This is a genomic window from Rhizobium sp. 3T7 (assembly GCF_020166565.1).
Lineage (GTDB): Bacteria > Pseudomonadota > Alphaproteobacteria > Rhizobiales > Rhizobiaceae > Rhizobium.
This window is the reverse complement of the sequence record NZ_JAIQXS010000007.1, coordinates 1-24,399: the sequence shown is the minus strand read 5'-3', so window position 1 is coordinate 24,399 and position 24,399 is coordinate 1. Positions and strand designations below refer to the sequence as shown.

General features: G+C 58.8%; 23 protein-coding genes and 1 riboswitch. Of the genes, 12 read left to right on the top strand and 11 right to left on the bottom strand.

Going from position 1 to position 24,399, the window contains the following annotated elements; genetic code table 11:
• The first annotated feature begins 54 nt into the window (after positions 1 to 54).
• Positions 55 to 519: a hypothetical protein gene (locus K9B32_RS12215; RefSeq protein WP_224562316.1), complete on the top strand. Its 465-nt coding sequence runs from the start codon at positions 55 to 57 to the stop codon at positions 517 to 519.
• On the top strand, positions 516 to 1,850 hold the full coding sequence (locus tag K9B32_RS12210; protein WP_224562315.1) for a GAF domain-containing protein: 1,335 nt from the start codon (positions 516 to 518) through the stop codon (positions 1,848 to 1,850). The genes K9B32_RS12215 and K9B32_RS12210 overlap by 4 nt, the downstream gene beginning before the upstream one ends.
• A 285-nt stretch (positions 1,851 to 2,135) precedes the next feature.
• Here the strand turns inward: K9B32_RS12210 and ribB are convergent, their stop codons facing one another.
• From ribB to K9B32_RS12175, 7 genes are all read right to left on the bottom strand, one after another.
• Entirely contained in the window at positions 2,136 to 2,762 is a 627-nt protein-coding gene (gene ribB, locus K9B32_RS12205) for a 3,4-dihydroxy-2-butanone-4-phosphate synthase (protein ID WP_224562313.1), read from the bottom strand.
• A gap of 118 nt (positions 2,763 to 2,880) precedes the next feature.
• A riboswitch (FMN riboswitch) is annotated at positions 2,881 to 3,025 on the bottom strand.
• A gap of 105 nt (positions 3,026 to 3,130) precedes the next feature.
• Positions 3,131 to 3,913, bottom strand: a complete 783-nt coding sequence (locus K9B32_RS12200) for a glucose 1-dehydrogenase (protein ID WP_224562312.1) — start codon at positions 3,911 to 3,913, stop codon at positions 3,131 to 3,133.
• Positions 3,914 to 3,981: 68 nt separating this feature from the next.
• Entirely contained in the window at positions 3,982 to 4,719 is a 738-nt protein-coding gene (gene tpiA / locus K9B32_RS12195; protein WP_224562311.1) for a triose-phosphate isomerase, read from the bottom strand.
• A gap of 4 nt (positions 4,720 to 4,723) precedes the next feature.
• Complete coding sequence (locus K9B32_RS12190; RefSeq protein WP_224562310.1) at positions 4,724 to 5,512, bottom strand: SDR family oxidoreductase; 789 nt, start codon at positions 5,510 to 5,512, stop codon at positions 4,724 to 4,726.
• Positions 5,513 to 5,534: 22 nt separating this feature from the next.
• Complete coding sequence (locus tag K9B32_RS12185; protein ID WP_224562309.1) at positions 5,535 to 7,013, bottom strand: sugar ABC transporter ATP-binding protein; 1,479 nt, start codon at positions 7,011 to 7,013, stop codon at positions 5,535 to 5,537.
• Between the two features lie 28 nt (positions 7,014 to 7,041).
• Entirely contained in the window at positions 7,042 to 7,971 is a 930-nt protein-coding gene (locus tag K9B32_RS12180) for a sugar ABC transporter substrate-binding protein (protein ID WP_224562308.1), read from the bottom strand.
• Between the two features lie 118 nt (positions 7,972 to 8,089).
• On the bottom strand, positions 8,090 to 9,070 hold the full coding sequence (locus K9B32_RS12175) for an ABC transporter permease (protein WP_224562307.1): 981 nt from the start codon (positions 9,068 to 9,070) through the stop codon (positions 8,090 to 8,092).
• A 210-nt stretch (positions 9,071 to 9,280) separates the two neighbouring features.
• Between K9B32_RS12175 and K9B32_RS12170 the strand changes: the two genes are divergently transcribed.
• From K9B32_RS12170 to K9B32_RS12125, 10 genes are all read left to right on the top strand, one after another.
• Positions 9,281 to 10,090 carry a transketolase gene (locus K9B32_RS12170; RefSeq protein ID WP_224562298.1) on the top strand — a complete coding sequence of 270 codons (810 nt, stop codon included), beginning with the start codon at positions 9,281 to 9,283 and terminating at the stop codon, positions 10,088 to 10,090.
• Positions 10,090 to 11,046 (top strand): transketolase family protein, encoded by a 957-nt coding sequence (locus tag K9B32_RS12165; RefSeq protein WP_224562296.1) that lies wholly within the window; start codon positions 10,090 to 10,092, stop codon positions 11,044 to 11,046. Before K9B32_RS12170 ends, K9B32_RS12165 begins: the two co-directional genes overlap by 1 nt.
• Before the next feature lie 66 nt (positions 11,047 to 11,112).
• The gene (locus K9B32_RS12160; protein ID WP_224562294.1) at positions 11,113 to 12,579 is read left to right on the top strand and encodes an FGGY family carbohydrate kinase; all 1,467 of its coding nucleotides are present in this window, start codon (positions 11,113 to 11,115) and stop codon (positions 12,577 to 12,579) included.
• A 21-nt stretch (positions 12,580 to 12,600) separates the two neighbouring features.
• The gene (locus tag K9B32_RS12155; RefSeq protein ID WP_224562292.1) at positions 12,601 to 13,554 is read left to right on the top strand and encodes a sugar-binding transcriptional regulator; all 954 of its coding nucleotides are present in this window, start codon (positions 12,601 to 12,603) and stop codon (positions 13,552 to 13,554) included.
• A gap of 689 nt (positions 13,555 to 14,243) precedes the next feature.
• Positions 14,244 to 15,566 carry a type II toxin-antitoxin system HipA family toxin gene (locus K9B32_RS12150; protein WP_224562290.1) on the top strand — a complete coding sequence of 441 codons (1,323 nt, stop codon included), beginning with the start codon at positions 14,244 to 14,246 and terminating at the stop codon, positions 15,564 to 15,566.
• A gap of 19 nt (positions 15,567 to 15,585) precedes the next feature.
• Entirely contained in the window at positions 15,586 to 15,879 is a 294-nt protein-coding gene (locus K9B32_RS12145; protein ID WP_224562288.1) for a helix-turn-helix transcriptional regulator, read from the top strand.
• 540 nt (positions 15,880 to 16,419) lie between these two features.
• Positions 16,420 to 17,151, top strand: a complete 732-nt coding sequence (locus tag K9B32_RS12140) for a hypothetical protein (protein WP_224562287.1) — start codon at positions 16,420 to 16,422, stop codon at positions 17,149 to 17,151.
• Between the two features lie 226 nt (positions 17,152 to 17,377).
• A complete protein-coding gene (gene tnpB, locus K9B32_RS12135) occupies positions 17,378 to 17,596 on the top strand; it encodes a transposase (protein ID WP_224562817.1) in 219 nt (72 codons plus the stop codon).
• A gap of 12 nt (positions 17,597 to 17,608) precedes the next feature.
• Positions 17,609 to 19,306: an IS66 family transposase gene (gene tnpC, locus K9B32_RS12130; protein ID WP_411969703.1), complete on the top strand. Its 1,698-nt coding sequence runs from the start codon at positions 17,609 to 17,611 to the stop codon at positions 19,304 to 19,306.
• Complete coding sequence (locus K9B32_RS12125; protein ID WP_224562286.1) at positions 19,266 to 20,114, top strand: PhzF family phenazine biosynthesis protein; 849 nt, start codon at positions 19,266 to 19,268, stop codon at positions 20,112 to 20,114. Before tnpC ends, K9B32_RS12125 begins: the two co-directional genes overlap by 41 nt.
• Before the next feature lie 275 nt (positions 20,115 to 20,389).
• Here the strand turns inward: K9B32_RS12125 and K9B32_RS12120 are convergent, their stop codons facing one another.
• The 4 genes from K9B32_RS12120 to K9B32_RS12105 all read right to left on the bottom strand — a co-directional run bounded on the left by K9B32_RS12120 (position 20,390) and on the right by K9B32_RS12105 (position 24,322).
• The gene (locus K9B32_RS12120) at positions 20,390 to 20,734 is read right to left on the bottom strand and encodes a response regulator (protein ID WP_224562285.1); all 345 of its coding nucleotides are present in this window, start codon (positions 20,732 to 20,734) and stop codon (positions 20,390 to 20,392) included.
• Positions 20,735 to 20,841: 107 nt separating this feature from the next.
• Positions 20,842 to 21,072 (bottom strand): hypothetical protein, encoded by a 231-nt coding sequence (locus K9B32_RS12115; RefSeq protein ID WP_224562284.1) that lies wholly within the window; start codon positions 21,070 to 21,072, stop codon positions 20,842 to 20,844.
• 12 nt (positions 21,073 to 21,084) lie between these two features.
• A complete protein-coding gene (locus K9B32_RS12110; protein ID WP_224562283.1) occupies positions 21,085 to 22,299 on the bottom strand; it encodes an acyltransferase family protein in 1,215 nt (404 codons plus the stop codon).
• Between the two features lie 73 nt (positions 22,300 to 22,372).
• A complete protein-coding gene (locus K9B32_RS12105; protein WP_224562282.1) occupies positions 22,373 to 24,322 on the bottom strand; it encodes an acyltransferase family protein in 1,950 nt (649 codons plus the stop codon).
• Positions 24,323 to 24,399 lie beyond the last annotated feature (77 nt).

Genomic DNA, 24,399 nt, shown 5'->3' with positions numbered 1-24,399 from the left:
AAAATCTCCCTAAGTGCGCTATGAAATGCGGAAGATGCCGAAACGAGGTGGCGATTGGACAAAAATCTTGCGGCTTTCATCGAAAGCCCGGTGATGCAGATCATCGGCACGAGCGGCCTTTCCCTGAAACCGGAGATCGGTCGGGGCGCCGGTGCCTGGTGCGACGACCTGAAGACAGTCCATGTCGTCGTGTCCGCCTGGCAATGGCCGCAGACCGTCGCCAATCTTCGCGACAATGCTCAAGTCGCCGTCACCTTCGCGCGGCCGACCGACTACGTCTCCTACCAAATCAAAGGCATGGCGACCGTGCGCGAGGCGGTGGCTGCCGAGATCGAGCGTTCGTCGCGGTACATGGTCGCGATCGTCTCGACCTTGATGCGGCTCGGCCTAATGCCCGAGATGATTACGCCGTGGTTGTCGAAGCGGGAGGCAATGCTGGTGAGCATCGAGCCCTCATCGATTTTCGTGCAGACGCCAGGCCCCACCGCCGGCACGCGCATCTGGAACGCCGCACAATGACGCTCGAGCTCACCGACCTGGAGGCCTGTTTCGAAGGCGTCGTCCCCTCGATCATTTCGACGGCGGATGCGGACGGCATTCCGAACATCTCCTATCTTTCGCATGTGGTGATGGTCGACGACCGCCATGTGGCACTCTCCAACCAGTTCTTTGCTAAGACGGCGGCGAATATCCGGCTCAACCCGCAAGCGACCCTGCTTCTGGTAGACGGAAGGAATGGCTTGCAGTTCCGGCTGGCGCTGGTCTTCGCCTACGCGCTGGAAGACGGGCCGCTCTTCGAGCATACCTCGTTGCAGCTTGACGCGAGCAGCGCCCAGGTCGGCATGACTGGGATCATGAAACTGCGCAATCTCGATGTTTTCCGCGTAACGAAAATCGAACCGATCCGCTCCCCGGTGGAGACGACGGAATCATTGGCACCGAAACACGACCGGCTCCCCGGCGTCGCCAGGATCGTCGACGCGATCGCCGCGGAGACCGAGGCGGACCGCATTGTCGATGTCATGCTGGAGAGCATCCGGACAGAATTCTGTTTCGAACACGCGCTGATCCTGCAGTTTTATGAAGAGCGCAACCAGCTCGTCACCATTGGCAGCCTTGGCTTTCAACCGTCAGGCATCGGCTCGGATGTACCGCTTGGCGAGGGCGTGATCGGCGCGGCTGCCGCAAGCGGGCGGCTGGTGAAGGTGAGCGACATGAGCCGCGTCCGCCGCTTCGGGGCGGCCATACGCGATTCCGCTCTCAGCGAGAACCGCACCCGCTCGATCCCGCTCCCAGGCATGCCGGATGCGATGAGCCAGATTGCCGTGCCGCTTGTCGCCGGAGGCACGGTTCGCGGCGTTCTCTTTCTCGAAAGCCGGGAACGGCGGGCTTTCACCGCCGAGGACGAGGTCGCGCTTTCCATCGTCGCCAGACAAGCGGCGGTGGCTCTGGCGCTGGGCGAAAAGCTCTCACTGGAGACCGGCTCTCACCGAGTCGCTCCGGCCGAACACTCGGCTTCGGAACAGATCATTCGGGTCGTTCATCACAGCTTTGACGACAGCGTTTTCGTCGACGGCGACTATGTTATCAAGGGAATCGCGGGCCGGCTTCTTGTCTCCATGCTCGAACAGCATCTGGCAAACGGCACGCTCGAATTCACCAACCGCGAGATCCGGCTCGATGCGGCACTGAAGCTGCCGGAGTTCAAGGACAACCTGGAAACGAGGCTGCTTCTTCTGCGTCGCCGATTGGACGAAAAGCAGCTTCCGATACGGCTGGTTCGCCTCGGCCGCGGCCGGATAGGCATCCGCATAGAGGGCCGGTTGCGGCTGCGCAAGGATATGGCATAGAAGGACGTGAAAAACCGGACGATCCGACGCTCAACGGGCGAAGATCGATAAGCAACTGCAAAAGTTTGCAGATAGAATCTTTATGTGCTGCCCTACCGAAATCGCTGGTCTTGGCCTTAGGACGTTCGCGACATCCTTCACGTTTGCGTCAGGCTATATTGCCAGACCGGAAACAAGCTTACTCGACCGCGAACGTTGTGTTGGTGGCGCTAGAAAAACGACCGCCCTCCGGGGCGCCACCATGCTGAGGCCACGAGTACCAGCTGGCACTCCGAGCAGGGTCGATCAGGCTGCCTTGACGGGTAGGCTCTCCGCCCTGTATGCGATGAGGTCTTCGATCGTAATCAGATGAAGACCGTGCCGTTCGGCAAACGCTTCAAGCTCTGGCAACCGAGCCATTGTTCCGTCGTCGTTGGCAACCTCGCAAATCACACCTGATGGAAACAGCCCAGCAAGCCTTGCAAGGTCAACGGCCGCTTCCGTGTGCCCAGGGCGGGAAAGTACGCCATGCGGATGGGCTCTAAGCGGGAAGATATGCCCCGGCCGTGCAAAATCCTCTGGACGTGAGCCGTCCGTGACAAGAGCTCGCACGGTTGCAGCTCGATCGGCAGCGGATATGCCTGTCGTCGTTTCAGGGATGTAGTCCACCGAGACGGTGAATGCGGTCTTGAGAACTTCGGTATTGCGCGGCACCATCAATGGAATGTCGAGTGCATCGAGTCTCTCGCCTTCCATCGCGACGCAGATAAGGCCGCGGGCGTAGTTCATCATGAACGCGATCGATTCCGGCGTAACTGCTTGCGAAGCGATCACCAAATCGCCTTCATTTTCCCGGTCGCGATCATCGACGACGACCACGATCTCGCCACGTGCAATTGCGGCCACCGCTTCGTCGATCTTGGAAATTGCCATCTTCTTCTTGCCTTTCAAGGGTTAGCCGCTTTTGGCGGCGAGCATGGCCTGTTAGAGCCACCGTTTTTCCCTTGGGCGAACAAGCATCGGAAACGCCGCTCATCACGCGGTTCCGCTGCGTTGCTCTCTTCCATCCGGACTATGACCGTCGGCTCCGGCATCTCACCGGATCTGCTGACCCTTCGCTTCAGCGAAGGCGCTCGCGGGCTCCGAGTTGCCTCGATACCGCCGGTGGGGATTTTCGCCCCGCCCTGAGAACGTTTTTAACATAAGCAATCGATGCCTGGTTCTGCAAGAGGCTTCCAGCAGTTCAACCATCGGGAACCGGTTCTCCTGGTGAACGCACCGTTCCCCATTGTCGAATGACGTTACGACATGATCAAACCGCCATCGACATTGATGGTTTGGCCGGTGATGTAGGCGGCGTCGTCGCTAGCAAGGAAGGTGACCAGACCGGCGACGTCCTCGCCGGATCCGGCCCGCTTCATCGGAATACCTTCGACCCACTCCTTCATCAGCTCCCCAGGGCCATAGTTGCCCAGGAGCTTGCCCCACGCCTGGTCGTTATAGGCCCACATGTCAGTCTCGATGATGCCAGGGCAGAACGCGTTGACGGTGATACTTTCGGTCGCGACTTCCTTTGCAAGGCTCTGGGTAATACCGACGACGCCCATCTTCGATGCGGCGTAGTGTGGCGTATAGATGAAGCCGTCGCGCGCTTGACCGGAGGCGGTGTTGATGATGCGGCCGCCGCGTCCATGCTTGCGCATACGCAGAATTGCTTCTTGTGCGCACAAGAATACGCCCTTTGTGTTGACCGCCATGACTTTGTCCCACTCGCCTTCCGTCATGTCCTCGATGCGGGCGATGGTGATGACCCCGGCGTTCTGGATCGACACGTCGACGGTACCGAAAGCCTTCTCCGCCGCATCATAGAGTGCCTTTACGCTGGTCTTGTCAGTGACGTCGCCAACGAAGGAAATGGCATTGCCGCCCTCCACCTTGATCTGCTCGGCGACTGCATGGACCGTCTCTTCATTGGCGCAGACCACTAGGTTGGCCCCTTCCCTTGCGAAGCGCTTGGCGATCCCCGCGCCGATGCCGCGGCTGCCTCCGGTGATGACGACGGTCTTGTTTTCGAAGCGTTTCATAGTTTCTTCCTTTCACGGTGCCTGATATCGGGCGGCCGCAAAGCAACCCAAGCGCGTCGTGCCCCTTTTCAAGCGGCTGCAGAAATGATCCCGGCGAACTCTACCGCCTTCAGCGATGCGCCTCCAACCAAGGCTCCATCCACATTTGTCGCCCCGAAGATGTCGGCGGCATTCGAGGCCTTCACGGAGCCACCGTAAAGAATCCTCACCCTGCGCCCGTCTTCGCCAAGCCGTTCTTCGAGCGTTTGTCTTATCGAAGAATGGATCTCCTCGATCTGATCTATGGTCGGGACCAGACCAGTTCCGATAGCCCAGACCGGTTCGTATGCGATGGCCACGTTCGAACTGGTGGCACCCGCTGGAATTGAACCGCGTAGCTGTCCACCGACGACTTCGATCACCTTGCCGTCATCGCGTTCAGCGCGGGTCTCGCCCACGCAAATGATTGCGGTCAGTCCCGCCTCATGAGCGGCGGCGACCTTGGTCGAAACGACGGCATCGCTCTCGTTATGGAATACGCGACGTTCGGAATGACCGAGAATGACGAAGCGCGCACCCGCCTCGACGAGCATTTGCGCTGATACGTCTCCGGTGTAGGCGCCTGATATCTGCGGATGGCAGTCCTGGGCGCCAATAATGACGACAGAATCCTTTGCGCGTTCGGCGGCCTTTTCTAACAGCGTGAAGGGCGGGCAGACGACGATATCGCACGTCGCCTCGCCCGTTAGCCCCTTCAGCGCCTCGATCTCAGCCAGGGAGGAAGCGAGACCGTTCATTTTCCAGTTGCCGGCAATCAGCTTTCTCATCGCATCACCAGCAGCAGAAACCGCCGTCGACAAGCAGATCAACGCCCGTCACAAAGCTTGCCGCATTCGACAGCAGGAACACGGCCGGACCGACCATTTCGTCGACCGTTGCCATGCGCTGCATTGGCGTCTGCTCTTCGAAGAGCTTGGTCTGATGGATCATCTCCGGACGCGTGTTCATCGGCGTCGCGGTGTATCCGGGCGAGATAGTGTTGACGCGGATGCCGCGGTCGACCCATTCCATCGCCAAGGATTTCGACATGTGGATCACGCCGGCCTTGGAGGCGTTGTAATGCGCCTGGCTCAGTCCCCGATTGACGATCACGCCGGACATGGAAGCGATGTTGACGATGGAGCCGCGCCCGTTTTTCAACATAGCGCGAGCCTCGGCCTGGCAGGAAAGGAAGACTCCTTTCAGGTTGATGTCCATCAACGCCTGATACTGGTCCTCCTCCATCTCCTCTGCCGGGTTGGCGTTGGCAATGCCCGCGGCGTTAACGGCAAGTGTCAGCGCGCCTAGCTTGGCCTCCGTGCGAGCCACCGCGTCTCCCAGGGAAGACTTGCTGGTGACGTCAGCTGCGATCTCGATAGAACGACGGCCGGCGGCCTGGATGTGCTTGGCGGTTGTGGCCAATCCGTCGTCGGTGCGACGGTCGAGCAGTGCGACGTCGGCGCCGCACTGTGCTAGGCCGATGGCAATACGCTGCCCAATCCCGCTCCCAGCGCCGGTCACGATGGCAACCTGGCCGCTGAGATCGAAAAGCTTCGGGGCGTTGAGAGTGATGTCGGACACCGCTCTTCCTTTCTCTGTCTGTTTAGATCGTAGCTAGCTCCATGACAGAGACGTCGTTTGCCTCGTCACGATTGAGAATGCCTGCCTGCTTGCCCTGGGCAAGAACGAGAATGCGATTTGAGACGCCGAGAACTTCCTCGAGGTCGGAGCTTACGACGATGACCGCAACGCCCTGCTTGGCAAGGTTGACGATGATGTCGTAGATGCCGGCGCGGGCGCCGACGTCGATGCCGCGGGTGGGTTCGTCGAGCACAACCACCTTGGGATCGCGCATCAGCCACTTGGCGATCACGACCTTCTGCTGGTTGCCGCCGGACAAATCGGAGGCATACTGCTCCGCACGACCCTTGACGCCGAACTTGGCCACCGCCTTCTCCGCGAATGAGCGCTTGACGCGCGGTGTGATCCAGCGCCCGCCCAGCTTGTCGAGGTTGGCATAGATGATGTTTTCCCCAATAAGGTGCCCGACGATCAGGCCTTGCTCCTTGCGGTCTTCGGGGACCATTACGATGCCCTTGGCGATCGCGTCGGCAGGATCGCGCAGTCGAAGCTCCTCGCCTTCCAGCTTGATCGAGCCCGCGCTGATCGGATCGGCGCCCGAAATCGCCCGGACAAGCTCTGTGCGACCGGCACCGACCAGTCCGGCAATTCCGAGGATCTCGCCTGCCTTGACGTCGAAGGTGACGTCACGGAACGAGTTGTCCAAAGAGCTGAGACCGGACACCTGAAGTACGGGGCGATCCGTCGGATCGGGCAGTGTCGGGAACATGCGGTCGAGCGAGCGTCCGACCATGCTCTCGACGATCGTGCGCACGGGCGTCGAGCTGTCCGTGAATTCCTGCACGCGCTCGCCGTCGCGAAGCACGACGATCCGGTCGGTGATCTGCTTGATCTCTTCCATGCGGTGAGAGATGTAGATGATGCCGACCCCTTCGGAACGAAGCTTCCGGACCTGTTCGAAGAGTGCTTCCGTCTCCGCGCCACCGAGGGCCGCGGTCGGCTCGTCGAGGATGAGGAGCTTGGCGTTCAAAGCCAGCGCCTTCGCGATCTCGATGAGCTGCTGATTTGCGGTCGAAAGGCCGGCGACCTTCCGCATCGCTGGTATGTGCAGGTTCAGTCTCGCGAGCTGCTCCTGGGCGCGACGAACCATCTGCTGACGGTCGACCACGCCGTTCTTCATAGGCCAGCGACCGATGAAGACGTTCTCCGCGATCGAGAGCTGCGGCAGAAGCTGCAGCTCCTGATGGATCAGGACGACGCCCTTGTCGATCGCCTCTCTTGGGGTGGCTGGGGCATAAGGCTGCCCCAGCCATGTCATGGAACCTTCGGATGGCGTGCGTGACCCGGCGATAATGCCGGAAAGCGTCGACTTGCCCGCTCCGTTTTCACCGAGAAGTGCGACCACTTCGCCCGGATGGACGTCCAAGCTGACATTCTTCAGAACCTGGAGCGGTCCATACCGCTTCGATATGCCCCTCAGCGAAAGAACCGGATCAGTCACGGCACACCTCCTCAAGACCTCGACTTCATTACGGATGGTTGGCGATGAAGCCTGCGACGTTTTCCTTGGTCGTCAGCGTGGCGTCCAGGAGTTGTACCGGCGGCACCTTCTTGCCGGCGACAAGCTTGGCGGCGTTTTCGACCGCGTCGCGGCCCATCTTCTGCGTCTGCTGCGTTGCAGTCACGTCGAAGACACCCTTGCTGAGCGCTTCGAGGGCGGCGGTGTCACCGTCAAAGCCGCCAACCACGATCTTCTGAGAAGGATTGGCAACCTTGATCGCCTGTGCAGCACCAAGTGCGAGTGCGTCTGCCTGGGCGAAGACAATCGACACGTCCGGATTTGCCTGGAGCATGTTCTGCATGATCTGGAATCCTTCATCCTGGCTCCAGATGTTCGAGTACTGCTCGGCCACGACCTTGACGTCCGGGTTTGCCTTGAGAGATTCAGCGCAGCCCTTGGAACGGTCAACTTCGGGCGTCGTACCCTTCTGGCCATGGATGATGACCATTTTGCCCTTGCCGCCGGCCTGCTTCAAAATGAAGTCGCACACGGACTTTGCGGATGCGACGGAGTCCGTCGCAAGGAAGGTGTCGCCGGGTGCGCCGTCGGCATTGCGGTCGACGTTTACCACCGGAATGCCGGCGCTCTTGGCAAGTTTGACCGGAACGGTCGCAGCGGCCGCACCTGCCGGAATGTAGATCAGCGCGTCGATGTTCTGGGTCAGAAGGTCCTGGATCTGGTTGACCTGCGTCGGTCCGTCACCTTTCGCGTCGACGGTGACAACTTCGATGCCGTGCTTTTTAGCTTCCGCCTCGACCGACTGCTTGATCTGGTTGAAGAAGTTGGCCTGAAGATTGGCAACGGCCAGACCGAGCTTCTTCAGCTCCGCTGCGTGTACGGGTCCGAGCGTGAGACCGAGCAGTGCGGCAGACGCGAGCATGGTGCGCGCAATTTTCATTGTATTTTCCTCCGTTGTTTGATGGAACCCTCGGGTATTTCCTCCCCCTCGGGGTATTGATCCGCTCCAAGACTTGGGGCGGAATTCCAGGAGCCCGCCGACGCGGCGGACCCACTCGTCAGGCGCGACGCCGACGAATAGTCTCCGCGCCAACCGCAAGTACGATGACGATCCCGATGATCACTTGCTGAAGGAACGGCGAAACATTGAGTAGGTTGAGACCGTTGCGAAGGACGCCGATGATAAGAACGCCGATCAGCGTTCCACCGATCCCTCCGGCGCCGCCGGAAAGCGACGTCCCGCCGATGACGACCGCAGCAATGGTATCCAGCTCATAGCCCAGGCCGCTGGAAGGCTGGACAGAGTCCAGGCGGGCGGCGAGTACGATGCCGGCCAGTCCGGCGAGGACCGCACTCACGACATAGACACCGATCGTCACCAGCTGGACGTTGATACCGGCCAAGCGAGCGACTTCCGGGTTTCCGCCGACAGCGTAAAGCATGCGGCCTTCGGACCGGAAGCGCAGGAAGAGCCAGGCTGCAAGCACGACGGCAAGCATGAGAAATACGGTGGCAGTCAGCACCCCGAAATGGCGATCGATCGCGAGCATCATGAACCAGTCGGGGAATCCAACAATCTGCTGGCCATCCGTGATCATGTTTGCGACGCCACGAGCTGCGGACATCATGGCCAAAGTGGCGATGAACGCCGGCACTCGGAATTGCGTCACCAGGAGTCCGACAATCAAACCGGAGACGGCGGATGCGACCAGCCCGAAGGCGATCCCGACCGGCAGCGGAAGGCCGGCAACGTTGGCCGTCCAGCCCATGACCATCATAGCAAGGGCAAGCACCGAACCAACCGAGAGGTCGATGCCGCCGATCAGGATGACGAAGGTCATTCCGACCGCCATGATGCCAAGGACGGTGATCTGATCGAGGATGTTGAGGCCGTTTCGAACGGACAGAAACGCGTCGGTGCTGAAGCTTAGAAAGACGCAAAGCGCAAGCAGCCCCACGAGTGGGCCGGTGGCACCCTTGAGCTTGGTAAGCCAGGCGCCGGACGAGAGCCTCTGTTCATTGATGTCGAGCGCCACCATCGTTCCTCCCTAGATCTCGTAGGTAGTCAATATCTGTTCAATGCAGAATATTTATTCACACCTGCTGGAAAATTCATTAACAAGTTGCTTTAGGGCTGTCAACAGGATTTGTCCGCGCCATCCCGGCAGGATGTTTGTCTGAGGGGGTTGACTAAACGTGTTCGTGTGCAAAAATATTGCCTAGTGAATATTTATGCACAAGAGGAATCCATGGATACGACAGAACTCGAGCGCCTCGCTCGCGAGATCCGATTGCGCGATCTTCAGGCAGTCTTCGAAGCAGGTGCCGGCCATATCGGCGGGGAGATGTCGGTCATCGATATCCTGACGGCCCTTTATTTCCGCGTGCTGAACGTTTGGCCGGACCAACCAAAGCACCCCGCTCGCGACAGGTTCGTTCTTTCGAAGGGCCATACGGCGTGTGCCCTATACGTGACCCTTGCAAAGCGCGGCTTCATTCCGGAAGAGGAGATTTCCACCTTCCTGCAGCCGCACTCGCGACTGAACGGGCATCCCAACTGTAATAAGGTTCCGGGTGTCGAGACGAACACCGGGCCGCTTGGCCATGGTCTGCCCGTTTCGGTAGGTATGGCGAAGGCCGCCAAGCTCTCCGGGGCAAAGTATCATACATACGTCGTCACCGGCGACGGAGAGATGCAGGAGGGTTCCAACTGGGAGGCGATCATGGCCGCGGCCCAATTCAAGCTGGATAACCTGACGCTGGTCATTGACCACAACAGGTTCCAGCAGGGTGCCGCTCTGGCCGACACCAACGATCTCGCCCCGCTCCGCCCGAAGCTCGAAGCCTTCGACTGGGAAGTCACCGAGATCAACGGAAACAATATGAGCGAGGTCGTGCCGGCCCTCGAACACCGGGGATCGCGGCCGCATTGCATCGTGGCCCACACCAACAAGGGTCATGGAATCTCGTTCATGCAGGACCGCGTCGACTGGCACCACAAGGTCCCGAGCAAGGAACAGTACGAAATCGCATTGGCAGAACTGTCGGAGGCACTGTGATGAACGCGCCAGTAAACCCACCCAAGCTCCACGATTGCCGCGACGCGTTCGCAGCAACGCTCGAGCGCCTGGCAGCCGAGAACGAAACGATCGTCGCGGTCTGCAATGACTCCGTAGGCTCCTCCAAGCTCGGCGGCTTCAAGTCGAAGTTTCCCGAGCGCCTGGTCAATGTCGGCATCGCCGAACAGAACATGGTCGGCGTTGGAGCAGGCCTCGCCAACGGCGGGCACCTTCCATACGTCTGCGGCGCCTCGCCCTTTCTAACGGGGCGATCGCTGGAGCAGATCAAGGCCGACATTTCCTACTCGAATGCCAACGTCAAGCTCGTGGGCATTTCCTCTGGAATGGCCTATGGCGAGCTGGGGCCGACCCACCATTCGATCGAAGACTTCGCCTGGACGCGCGTCCTGCCCAATCTTCCTGTGATTGCGCCATGCGACCGCATCGAGACTGCCGCAGCCGTCGAGTGGGCGGCGACCTACCACGGGCCATGCTTCCTGCGCCTTTCGCGCGTGGGTGTGCCCGACCTTCTTCCACAAGGTCACAGGTTCGAGCTTGGCAAGGCAAATCTCCTGCGCGACGGTTCGCACGTCACGCTCATTGCCAACGGCACTCTGACCCATCGCATGGTGAAAGCAGCCGAAATCCTTGCAAAACATGGCATCAGCGCCAGGGTGCTCAACCTTGCAACGGTTCGCCCGATCGACGAGGAAGCCATTATCGCCGCGGCGAAGGAAACCGGCGCGATCGTCACGGCCGAAGAGCACTCGATCTTTGGCGGGCTTGGCTCTGCGGTAGCTGAAGTCGTGGTCGACAATGCTCCAGTCCCGATGAAGCGTCTGGGTGTTCCCGGCATCTACGCTCCGACCGGATCGGCGGAGTTCTTGCTCGACGAGTTCGGCATGGCACCGTCGGCAATCGCCGACGCCGCGCAGTCGCTGATCAAGCGCAAGTAAACTGGTAGCACCTAATCAAGCCGGGGGGCACTGCACCGCCCCGGCCGTATGATCTGGGAGGATACGATGCGGGCTATTCTGGCGATCGACCAGGGCACGACCAATTCCAAGGCAGTTCTCGTTTGCGAAAAGGGAGAAGTCGTCGCCAGAGGCTCGGCTCCTGTCGGCATCTCCTATCCGAGGCCCGGCTGGGTCGAACAAGATCCACGCCGGCTCTACGCCTCTGTCTGCGAAGCAATCGACGCCTGCCTGAAGGCCGTCGCCGATGTGACCATCGAAGCGGTGGCGATTTCCAATCAACGCGAGTCGGTCACCGCCTGGGACTCCGACACGGGACAAGCATTAGGCCCGGTGCTGAGCTGGCAGTGCCGACGCACGGCGCGAGATTGCGAGCGTCTAGTCGCCGAAGGTCGTCTTGACCGTGTGCAGGCTCTCACCGGCCTTCCCTTGGACCCGATGTTCCCCGGTTTAAAATTCCGATGGCTGCTCGACCGTGTGCCGACAGGCCGATCGGTCCGACTTGGAACGATCGACAGCTGGCTCGTGCACTGCCTGACCGGCGGGGGCCGGCACGTCTGCGATGCCTCGAACGCCGCCAGAAGCCAGTTGTTCGACCTCCAGGAGCAGAGATGGAGTGAGGAACTCGGAGAGATTTTCGGCGTCGATACCGCACTCCTCCCGGAGGTGCTCGACAGCGCTGCGGATTTCGGCGCGACTGAGGGGCTTCCAGGCGTACCGGACGGCACACCTATCAGGGCCGCGATCGGCGATAGCCATGCCGCCCTGTTCGGTCATGGAGCATTCAAACCGGGCGATGGCAAGATAACCTTCGGAACGGGCTCCTCGGTGATGACGACACTTCCTCGGTTCATCGCCCCGTCCAACGGCATCACGACCACTGTCGCATGGCGCATCGGTGGAAAGCCGACTTTCGCCTTCGAAGGCAATATTCTCGTTTCCGCCGCAAGCCTCCCCTGGATGGCGGGCATTCTCGGCCTCCCTGATGTGGCCGCCTTGGTCGATCTGGCGGCGACCGCTGAGCCAGGAGGACCAGGCTTCGTGCCCGCCTTCGTAGGACTGGGCGCACCCTACTGGAACTCCGACGCACGCGCCCTCTTCTCGCAGATCAACTTCAGCACGACGCGTGCTCAAATGGCGCGCTCAGTGACGGACTCGATCGCCTTCCAGGTCCACGACGTGATCGCTGCCATGCGCGCACAGAGCAGCGGCGAACTCGGCGCCCTTTATGTCGACGGTGGACCAAGCCAGAACCGCTTCCTGATGCAGTGCGTCTCGAACCTTGTCGAACATGCCGTCATCCAATGCGAGGCCCCCGAGGCCTCGGCGCTCGGCGCCGCATATCTGGCGGGACTGTCACTCGGCCTGTGGAGCGATCTCGGGGTCATCGCGGGACTGCCTCGAAGCAAGCAGGTCATTGCCCCGCAACGCGTGGATCGGGAAGTGCTCCTGAATACCTGGAATGATGCTCTCGCCCGCTCGACGTCGCGCCAAACACCGGCTAAAGGTGAATAAAAATTCACACCGGGATCAGCGATGTCTCGCCTAAACGAACTCCGCCTCATTTCAAGAGTCGCCCAGATGTATCACATCGAGGGGCGGCGACAGGCGGAGATCGCACAGCATCTTCGGCTGTCGCAGGCAACCGTCTCCCGGATGCTGAAGCGCGCTGAGGCGGAGGATATCGTCCGAACGAGCGTCATCCCTCCTGTTGGGACCTATAGCGAACTCGAGGCGGGCCTGCGTGAGAGGTACGACCTGCCCGAGGCAGTTGTCGTGGAGTGTACGGAAGACCGCGACGGAGCCATCATGGCCCGGATCGGCGAAGCGGCAGCTCATCTCCTGGAGGTCACACTTGCCCCCGGAGAGATCATCGGGGTTTCGAGTTGGAGTCAAACCATCTTCAAGATGGTGGAAAACATCCACCCTCAGAAGAGCGCGCAGGCGAAATACGTCGTTCAGACCCTCGGCGGCATGGGCGATCCATCGGTGCAGACCCACGCGACCCAACTTACGACACGACTTGCGCGGCTGACCGGTGCAGAGCCCAAACTTCTTCCTGTGCAGGGAGTGACCACCTCGCGAGAGGCCAAGCTCCTCATGCAGTCCGATCCATTTGTCCGCGAGACGATGGACCTATTCGGCAGCATCACGCTTGCAATTGTAGGCATCGGAGCGGTCGAACCCTCAGAACTTCTCGCGCGGTCGGGGAACATCTTTTCGTCGCGGGAGCTTGCTGATCTCGCGGATGCAGGTGCAGTCGGCGACATCTCGCTTCGCTTCTTTGACAAAAACGGCAAAGCGGTGAAGACGCCCTTGGATGACCGCGTTATCGGGATCCCCCTTGAGGATCTTGCGCGAGTGGATCGTGTCATCGCATTGGCTGGCGGCTCGAAAAAGACGGCCGCTATCGCCGGCGCGCTGCGACTTGGGGTCATCGGTATGCTGGTGACCGACAAGTTCACCGCTCAGCGATTGATCGATCTATAGGATCGCTCGGGCAACCGATGGCTAGGCTCTGTTGACAAAGTGGATTCCCAAGTCGGCTGAAGCGTGATTCAAGACTGCTTTTTAGGAGGCAGTATTAGCGCGAGGCGATTTGAGCAACGAGGAATGGCGCGTAGTCGAGCCGTTCCTACCCAGGGAACGGGGACGCAAGTCGCGGCCCGCTCACGATGAACTCGTCACCGATTGGGTCCAAGTTCATGGGCACGGTGCGCTGCCGCGCTTGCGACGCAGAGAATTTTCGACTTCGAGCGCTCGCCGAGCGGTTGATGAAGGTTCTGCTGCGCACCCCATTTATGAAACTACAGAAGAGTTGCGGACCGTTGACAGCGAAGCATGCGAACAATGAGGAGGATGGGCCTTGCTACACTTCAACTACTGCCACTCATCGCTGCCAGTAATGCCATGAGGAAAATGCGAAGAGGAAGTCGTCTACCCGCTTCGCAAGTCAACCATCCGACATGCACTTGCGTCATCTGTCTCTGGTGGCAAAGCCGGTGCCGACGCCCGGGACCTCGGTGGGGAACACCTCGCCGGAATAGATGCTCGTCAACACCCCATTCATTGCATTCATCAACGAGCACACAGCCGGCCTAACCCCGATATTTGACCCATCTTGATGGGTTGAATAATTAGGACAAATGCATTAAACAACCCATTGAAAGGGTCAATTAATGCGACTTACGCTTCAAACCCATTTTAACTGCGAGTGGCATCCCGCCGCTACCTTGGAGATAAAGGACGAAGCGGCCGGCTTCCGTGGCGCGTCAATCGTCGACTATGATCTCAACTATTTCGTCACCGTGGCGTCAGCAGAATTCGCGGCGGGAAAAACGGTCCACGACAATCGCGCCTTGTCCGTAGGTTATCCCGTTGACCTGGAGAACCGATATAGCCGCAGTTGGCCACCGTTCCTATTGGATCTGATGCCCCAAGGACACGCAAGGCGGAAGCTTGCCGAACATCTCGGGCTTGCTGAAGGACAGCGCACCTCCGATCTCCCGCTGCTACTCCGATCAGCCACCGGCGGTATAGGTAATATCCGTATCAAGGAAGCCGCTGACGCCGAAATTGAACGGCTGCACGGTGTGCAGCGCAAAGGCGTGACCGAAGCGGAGATCCTTGAGCGGTCGGATCGCTTCATGGAAGTTGCCGATCGCTTCGGAATGCTCGCCTCTGGCTCAAGTGCCCTGCAAGGTGAATGGCCGAAGGTGTCCATGACCCAAGCGGGCGACGGGCAATATTATCCCGACAGCTTCGTCACCGATGATGAGGCGCTACGCCATGTCATCGTCAAGCTGGTTCGCAGCACCGAGCCCGTGGATCGCCTCATTCTCGAAGGTGAAGCCCTCTACTCTCGCATAGCTCATGATATCGGGCTGAACGTCAGCGAACCATCAATCTATGCTGAAGGCGTGCTCATCATCCCCCGCTTCGACAGAAAGAAGGGAGAACGCGGCGAAGCAATACGTCTTGGGCAAGAAAGCCTGGTCTCTGCGATCGGCGTTGCTGATTTCGGGCATGTCGGCACGCATGAAGCTTACATCGATATCTTGCGGCAATTTTCGGCTGATCCCTTCGCGGACATCGTCGAATACCTGAAACGCGACATCGCAAACCTGGCCCTTGGCAATCCCGACAATCACGGCCGAAACTCGGCTCTAAGCAAACATCAAGATGGCACAATTCGCCTATCTCCACTCTTCGACTTCGCCCCGATGCGGCTCGCCAAGGAAGGAATTGTCCGTTCCACGCGGTGGAGTATGATGCGGGATGCCGGCCGCGATCATTTCCCCGATTGGAAGCAGATTTGCGGCGAGCTCTTCCCTGAACCCGATATGCAAAAAAGTCTTGCAGGTAAGCTTTCCGCATTTGCGGAACGCCTGCGTCAGGCTCCCCAGATTGCGGAGGATATGAGCGCCCCACGCGAGATCATAGAGCGAGGCATGGGGCGCTGCGCGGAAATTGCCGAGAGCGTTTTGGCGTCGCTAACCTGACGCAGAATAGAGACCGCTGATGCCCCGCTGGAAAAAGCCGACCAGAGAAGAAATCCTGCAAAACCGACGCGATCTGGCGGAGCGTGCTCGAAACGGCGATCTAAGGCTGCCTGGCGCTGTAGCAGAGATCCGCAAAGGCTTTGGTATGACACAGGAGGAATTTGCCAAGACACTAGCGCTCACAAGGCGCCAGATTGCGGAAATAGAAACAGGTACGGCAAACCCCACGCTTGAGACCTTGGAAAAGATTGGCAGGTTATTTGGATTCGCGGTCGGGTTTGTGCCTAGAACGATGAACGTTGGTCAAACATAGAGTTTTAAGCGCGCTACATCGTTCATTGCGTTCGCTGATACGTGATCTTGCGTTCTTTATCGTTCACCAGTTCATCACATCGGCGGTCAATCCCTCACGGTCGGCAATCAGATGCGTAACAGCCGCAGAAACTCAAGCTTCGATCCGTTCCAAGCAGTTCGTCATCCAGGCTTGTGCGGCAGGCATGTCGCGCCCCGGCAGCAGCCGGACATGGACATGAAACGATCGCACCGAGTGACCCCGTGTATCACGTGACGTTTGGCAGGGTACTCGTCTTACTTGCTGGTGCGATGTCGCCTGCTATAGCGGTTACTCCCCCTACCCTATGTCGGGTGAGATGTCGCTTGCCTGGAGAATACACTTGCCGTCCTGTAATCCCTGCTTATGAGTTGCGATAGCTCGGCGCAGGCACGGCCGCCGAACACCTCCGATGTCCACTCAATACCGTGTGACGCCTCGTTGCTTCGATCTTTCGTGTAGACAACCCTGGATACGACTCCTATTGTTTGGTCGGGAGGTTCAAACGCTTCGAGGTCCGCCATGGATACCGTAAATGCGCTTGATGCAACCACACCCGAAATCTCCGACGACCGGCTGCAATCGCTTTTCTCCGCTATGGAGCGGGATGGGTATTGCTGCGTACCGGATTTCCTAACACCTGCCAGTTTGATGACGATGCAGGAGTTTGTCGCATCATCCGTGCGCGGTTCCCAGAACGAGTATGTGGCTTTTAGAGGCAGCGAAGCCGTAAAGGGATCCGGACTTGATGAACTGGCACAATCCACGCGGTTCCAGTCGATCTTTTCGCGGCTTTATGTAGCAAGCCGCAACAAACCGGCTCCTGCTGTCGAATTCTATCAGTTGCTGAGATGCCTGACCGGCAAGGGAATGATGCAGCATTCTCTCAACTTCCACTATGATTCCTACCTCGTCACCGCATTGATTCCCATTGTTATCCCCACGACCGGTCGGGCCGGCGATCTCCTCCTCGTGCCGAATACCAGACCCGTCCGCGAAACCTATGCGGGAAATCTTGTCGACAAAATAATAGTGGACAAGATCCGGCAAAAGTCATTGAGAACCCGAGCCCTGAACGATCCCGCGTCATTCACGAGGATCAAAATGGTTCCAGGAAATCTCTATCTGTTCTGGGGCTACCGAAGCATCCACGCAAACGAACCATGCGATCCCGACACCGTGCGCGCAACGGCTCTCTACCACTATTTCGATCCTCATGCCGATAGCAGGTTAAAGGCACGCTTCAGGCGTTGACGCAAAGAGGCAATGGGATTGTCGCTTAGCGCCGGCGTTTTGGAGCCCGGCGTTCCTGCGCCTTCATCACGGGATCTCAAAGTGTGCAATGTCGCTCCACCGGCTGTAACGTTAACCGCGGGCCGAGGTCCGACACTCGTCAAGGCCAGTGACGTAAGCGACGATAAAAAATGGCCCGCTCGAAAGGCGCGGTACCCTCCGGTGACGGCCGCCTTGCTGAGGCAGGCTGAAGGCTGCAAGTCCTAGTGCAAACACTAGGAGTAGTTCGAAGAAGCTCGAGCGCGGCCGTTTTATCTGGCCATCGGCGGCCGACGGGACGGTGGTTATCACGCCCTCGCAGCTCGGCTATTTGCTCGAAGGCATCGACTGGCGAATGCCGCAAAAAACCTGGCGTCCAAGCTCCGCGGGACAGCGGAAATGGCTGGAAAGGCGGGAGCGAATATGATTCCATCTGGCCATGACCGATACGGCCGATCAGCTTCCCGACGACCTTGCCAGTGCGCATGCGATGATCCTCGCCGAGCGTGCGGCGCGTCGTGAAGCTGAGGCCATTGCCGCCCGAGCTCAGGCGGTAAACTCGCATTCCGATGCGCTGATCGCGCGGCTGAGACTGAAGATTGAGAAGCTCAAGCGCGATATCCACGGCAGCCGTTCCGAGCGCAAGGCGCGCCTGCTCGAACAGATGGAATTGCAGCTCGAAGAACTGGAAGCCGACGCCAGCGAAGACGAGCTGTCGGCGGAGATGGCGGCACGGTCCCCGGCGGTCAGGGCGTTTAAGCGCAAGCGTCCGTCCAGGAAGCCGTTTCCCGAGCATCTGCCGTGCGAGCGCGTCGTCATCGCCGCGCCGGCGAGCTGCCCCTGTTGCGGTTCTGGCAAGCTAGCAAAGCTTGGCGAGGACATCACCGAGACGTTGGAGGTGATTCCGCGTCAGTGGAAGGTGATCCAGACGGTGCGCGAGAAGTTCTCCTACCGCGAATGCGAGAAGATCACCCAGCCGCCCGCGCCCTTCCATGTGACGCCGCGCGGCTTCGCCGGACCGAATCTCTTGGCGATGATCCTGTTCGAGAAGTTCGGTCAGCATCAGCCGCTGAACCGGCAGAGCGAACGCTGTGCCCGCGAGGGCATCGACCTCAGCCTGTCGACACTGGCCGACCAGGTCGGGGCCTGCTCCGCGGCGCTGAAGCCGTTGCATGGACTGATCGAGGCGCATGTCCTTGCCGCCGAGCGGCTGCATGGCGATGACACCACCGTCCCCATTCTGGCGAAGGGCAAGACCGATACCGGTCGCATCTGGACCTACGTCAGAGATGACCGGCCGTTTGGCGGGCAATCGCCGCCGGAGGCGCTCTATTATGCCTCGCGCGATCGGCGGCAGGAGCATCCCGAGCGTCATTTGAAGAGCTTCGCCGGCACTCTGCAGGCGGACGCCTATGGCGGCTATAACCCACCGTTCAAGGCGGATCGCGATCCCGGTCCGTTGACGCAGGCGCTGTGCTGGGCACATTCGCGCCGCAAGTTCTTTGTGCTTGCCGACATCGCCACCAATGCCCAGCGCGGAAAGAACGCCACGCCTGTCGCGCTCGAGGCGGTCAAGCGCATCGATGCTCTGTTCGACATCGAGCGCGAGGTCAACGGACTTGCCGCCGATGAGCGGCTGCAGCGCCGCCGACAGGAAAGCCAATCGATCGTCGATGCGCTCGAGGAATGGCTGCGCACCGAGTGGGCTAGGCTGTCGCGCAGCTCTCCGGTTGCCGAGCCGATCGACTACATGCTGAAGCGCTGGGACGGATTCACCTCCTTCCTCGGTGACGGACGGATCTGCCTGACCAACAATGCCGCCGAACGGGCGCTGCGTGGCTTTGCCCTCGGCAGGCGGTCCTGGCTCTTCGCCGGTTCCGATCGTGGTGCCGATCGCGACGCCTTCATGGCGACGCTAATTATGAGCGCCAAGCTCAATGGCGTCGATCCGCAGGCGTGGCTTGCCAATGTCCTCGCTCGCATCGCTAACATGCCTGTCACACGGCTTGAGGAGTTGCTTCCGTGGAATTGGCCGTCACCCAAAGTTGCGTCAAATGCGGAAAGGCCGCATAAATTCAGAACGTCAGGATGTCATAGTGAGACACGGAACAACAAAATTTTCATTCCAGCAGGTTGATGTTTTCTCTTCCCGAGCTTTGCTAGGCAATCCGTTGGCGGTTGTCATCGGAGCAGATTCCTTGACCGCGTCTGAGATGGCTGCCTTCGCGAGTTGGACGAACCTCAGCGAAACGACCTTCCTTTTACAGCCGAAGTCGGCGGATGCTGACTACCGCGTTCGCATCTTTACGCCTGTTGCTGAATTGCCCTTCGCGGGCCACCCTACCTTAGGGAGTTGTCACGTCTGGCTGTCTTCCGGTGGGCGGCCAAAGAGTGGTGACATTATCCAAGAGTGCGAAGTAGGACTTATCCGCATTCGGCGTGACAATGAGCGGCTTTCTTTCGAAGCCCCCGAGCTACGCCGCTCAGGCCCGGTGGAACTCGACACGCTAACGCGAGCCATCGAAGGTCTGCGATTAACCTCTGATGTTATCGTCGACGCCAACTGGGTGGACAATGGCCCAGGTTGGCTTGCTGTCCTGCTACGCTCCAGGGCCGACGTCTTGGCACTGCGCCCGGATTTTGCCGTGCTGTCTGGATTGCGGGTCGGTGTTGTTGCTCCCTGGGACCCTATCAAGGATGGGCGGGATGCGGATTTCGAGGTGCGCGCCTTTACCGCGGCCGGTTTTGAAGATCCTGTAACCGGCAGCCTAAACGCTGGCATTGCGCAATGGTTGATAGGAAATGGCATCGCGCCCTCGTCGTACATTGCCAGCCAGGGTACCGTCCTTGGAAGGAAAGGACGTGTTCATGTGAAGCAGGCCGAGAACCAGGTTTGGATCGGCGGCGACGTGACGACGTGTATCGAGGGCGTTGTAACCGTTTAATTTGAACTAGCACTGGCAGTCATCGAAGTCGCCGCCAAATTCAGGCTGCCTAACCTGTGGCCTTCGCCGGACGGTTACAAGGCGGGCCAGGGAGCAGGTGGCTAACAGGAGGACAACTCCGACACAAAGCGTATTCGACACCACTAAAACAGACAAACATGAAACGATGTATATCTCAGCTGGTTATCGATGATTTCGTCAGTCTCTAGAAGTGGTGCTCCAATCAAAACCTGATCGAGATTGCCAGTGCTCGCATTGTCGGTGCTGGATCGTGATCAGGCGTAACCTCGCACCATCCCGCGAATGGTTGCCACCACTTGTCGGCTTTCGTACGGTTTGGCGATATAGCGCGTGCCCGAAGGCAGGTCCCTGTCCGAAACCGCATGCTCTCCCGACGTTAGCAGAATTCTCACAAACGGCCATCGACGTTCCACCAGTCTTGCAAGAGCGACCCCATCAAATCCTCCAGGCATTCGAATATCGCTCAATACGGCTTCGATGTTCATATTTGCTTCGAGCTCCCGCAGCGCCTCGGTAGCGTTACGCGCTTCGATCACAGTCATCGCGGCATCCTCAAGTTCCGCGCGCAGTGCCATGCGCACCGACAACTCGTCGTCCACGATGAGGATCGTAATGGCGTTCCTATCTAACTTTCCCAACTGCCACCTAATGGATTTGAGTTTTCACGAGCACGATCTGATGTCCGGCGAAGAGCACTTCGCTGTTTTCAGCGCCCTGACGTCTGGCCACGGGCAGCACATGCCAGCGCAAGTCGCTGGTATTGGGCTTTAACGTCCTCGTCGGTGGCAAGGCGGTACGATGCGCGCTTAACTTCGACCAGAACACTCCTTGCACTGGAGATTTCAACCGATGACGACGTGGCCGAGCTCAGGATCAAAGCAGCGAACAGCGCCATTTCATCGACACTCTTGGGGCAGTCTAGGTCATTGGTATTCATCAATTTTCTCCTTCATGATCGCAGGGATTGAACTTGCAGGTCTTCAGGCTCTCCAACCGACGCTTTTTTCGTCCCGGCTGGACGTTCCTCGTCATGTCCGCTTTGGCCGCCCGGCCTCGTCGTGCTTTGTCGCCCGACTATTCTCGAAAGAGCTATCGACGGACGTTCGACGATCACGAATAAGATCGTTGCGGCAATGAGACTGAGCGTCGGGGCAATGATAAGGAAGTAGCCGTCGCCTATTTCGCCTCCCGCCAGTCGCAATACCGCCAGCGAAACAGGCATGTGAACGAGATACAGTGAATAGGATATTTTTCCCAGAAACTGGATCGGTGCCAACTCTAGCCCTTGCTTCAACGGCTCGATGCGCAAAATGCAGTAGATCGCGCAACCCGCCGCCAGACTTAGGAGCAGGTCGCTATGGGTAAGAATGCCTCCAAGCCAGAACGCGAGGAGGGCTAACACAATGAATGATGTGAAGCGCCGAGCTCCGTTTACCGACCAACTCCCTTCGCTTTGATGCAGGCAATGGCAGATCACGCACCCGAAAAGAAACGACCCCAGATAGTGGAGTGTCGCCAGTAGCGAACCAAGCGGCGTCTCCCCATAGAAAACTGGGTTTGGTAGCCCGAACAGGGACAGTGAGATCGACGAAAAAGCGTAGAGCAGAAAAATCAGGATGATATTGCTGTGAAGCGAATATCGCTTGAGCGAATACATGAACAAGGGGATGAAGAGCCCGGCCCGCATTTCGTATACGAGGCTCCACAATGGAGGATCCAGGTCCGTGTCCGTTCGACTGACGCCGATGAGCAAGATGTGTCGCGCCAACAGTTCGACGTTGATCGGAAGCTTCCATAAGTCGACAAACGCGCCGGAGAGCATCTCGACGGGCAGGTCCGGCGTCACCACGCGAAGCACGGTTGCGGTGGCGACGACGGCTGCCACGCACGGCACGAGACGCACCAGCCGGCCCAGCTGAAACCGCCAGTATGAATTGTTCTTTCCCAGGGTGTAGCGAATGCCGAGAGCAAACCCACTGAGGACAAAAAAGAAGATGACGCTTAGGTGACCGAGCGTAAGGAAAGCCTTCAACGCGTTCAACTGCAGAGGCGACAGGTCATAGTGGCGATATGCCCTGGACAGGCCGTGGCACAGCACTACCACAAAGGCGGCAACGCCGCGTGCACCGTCGAGGGCATGATATCGCGGTGTTTTCGTTGTCATAACAAATCCCCCTGATGGATCACACGCCGAAAGCTTGCCTTTGATCAAGGAGCCCTGCCTAGCAGCAGCCCCTTCACATCGTCATGTTCAGTGCCCCCAGGACCTTCGGCCCAAACCTCTGTTCGCCTGCGACGCTCCAGTGGTCGGCATCGATGAAGTAGACATTCTGGCAGTCGACAAGATCCAGTCGCGCGTTGAAATTCAGCGCGTTGATCGTCGACACGTAGGATATTTGCCTTTCGCGGGCCAACTCGTGGACTGTTTGGTCAAGGCGCGTATAGGACGGGATCACAAAGGAATTGGGCAGATCAGTCGAGCCGTCGCAGCCGTTTGCAACAAGCTGGTTATGTGTGACGTGCGGATCTATCCACGGACCTGACCAAACGACATTCACGTGACGCGCAAGCTTGCCAAGATAAGTCAGCGTCAGATCGATACGAGATTGGCTGACGGGGAACTGTCGGTCGGTGTAGCGTTGGAACATGTCCCGACTGCCGATGGCACCGTCCGGGGCATCGAGAAGATAAAAACCTGCCTGCATGTAAATGACTCTATCTATCGAGTCAGCGTTGGTTGTGACGAAGTCCAACAATTCACCATAGAAGCATTGGGGATTGGATTCGACCGCTCGGCAAAAGCCTTTGTTTATCCCTATGACAAACGGCCGACCTGATAGCGGCGCGATTGCGTCGAACAGGTTGCCGGCATGCGAATCACCGACAATTATGGTTGCGGTGCCATGCTCTTCGGCACAATCGGCAAATTGGCGACGGAAGATCTCGTCAAGCTTACCCGTGCGAAACACGCATTCAGTGAACTTGTTGCTGTCGGCGACCTTATCGATGCGACCGCGTTCCTCCAGCAGATTTCGATAGACCATCGCCTGCTGAGGCGAAAGCCGTGCAAGCGTCCATGACGGGAAGCCTGCGTTCAGGTGCGCCACTGCGCCAAATGATATCAGAATAAGACTGCCACATGCGGCTGAAGCAAAGACCGTGCGTGCCCGATAGCGGGCTCTTCGGAATGGTTGCTCGACAAGCTTCCAGGAAATTGCTGCCAACACAAAGCTCAGCGCGATCAGTCCCACCATCTCGAGGCGAGATGGCTCAACGACGCGGGCATATCTGTACAGAGCAAATATGGGCTGGTGGACCAGATAGAGACTGTAGCTGATCAGGCCGACCGCGACCGCAACCGGCGAGCCGAGGACCCTGCCGATCAAATGAGAGGGCTGTGCGAAACGAATGACCAGAACGGCCCCGCAAACCGGAAGCAATGCCCATCGCCCCGGAAACGGAGTCTCGAGATCGAGACCGACGATGGCATAAGCAATCAGCAAAAGACCAACGGCCGCGCCTGTCGACGCAACACGTCCGGCCGGGCGCGCGCGTCCTGTTTCATAAAGCGCAAGGAGCGCACCTGCTGACAGTTCCCATGCTCGAAAGGGCAGAAGGAAGAAGGCGCTTGCTGGAAAACGCAAGGAAGCAATCTCGGCTGCCGCAAAGCTTGCGGCGGTCAAAAAGGCGATGACGGCAAACTGGCTTCGTCGGCCCCGCTTGGCAAGAACAGCCAGAAGCAGAGGAAAGAGGACGTAGAACTGCTCTTCCACCGCGAGCGACCAGGTGTGCAGCAGCGGTTTGAATTCTGCATTTGGCGCAAAGTAATTGGTCTCATGCCAGAACAAGACGTTCGACATGAAGGTGAGCGTTGCAATGACACTTTGTCCGAAGTCCTTAAGGTCGTCAGCGTAAAGGACAAACGCAGCGGCGATCGCCGAGACGATGATAGTGGCAAAAAGTGCGGGATAAATGCGTCGAATGCGACGATTATAGAAGCCGACGACCGAAAGGCTGCCTTGCTCGATCTCCTTCAGCAAAATACCGGTGATGAGGTATCCGCTGATCACGAAGAAGATGTCAACACCGACATAACCCCCGCTAAAGGGATAGATCGCGGCATGAAAGAAGAGAACCGGAACAACGGCAATTGCTCTTAACCCGTCAATCTCTGCGCGATAGTTCATCGGACGACCTCCACTTGGCGATCGAGTTCGCTACGTGCTTCCAGATACCAGTCGACAAAAGCCTTCACGCCGACATG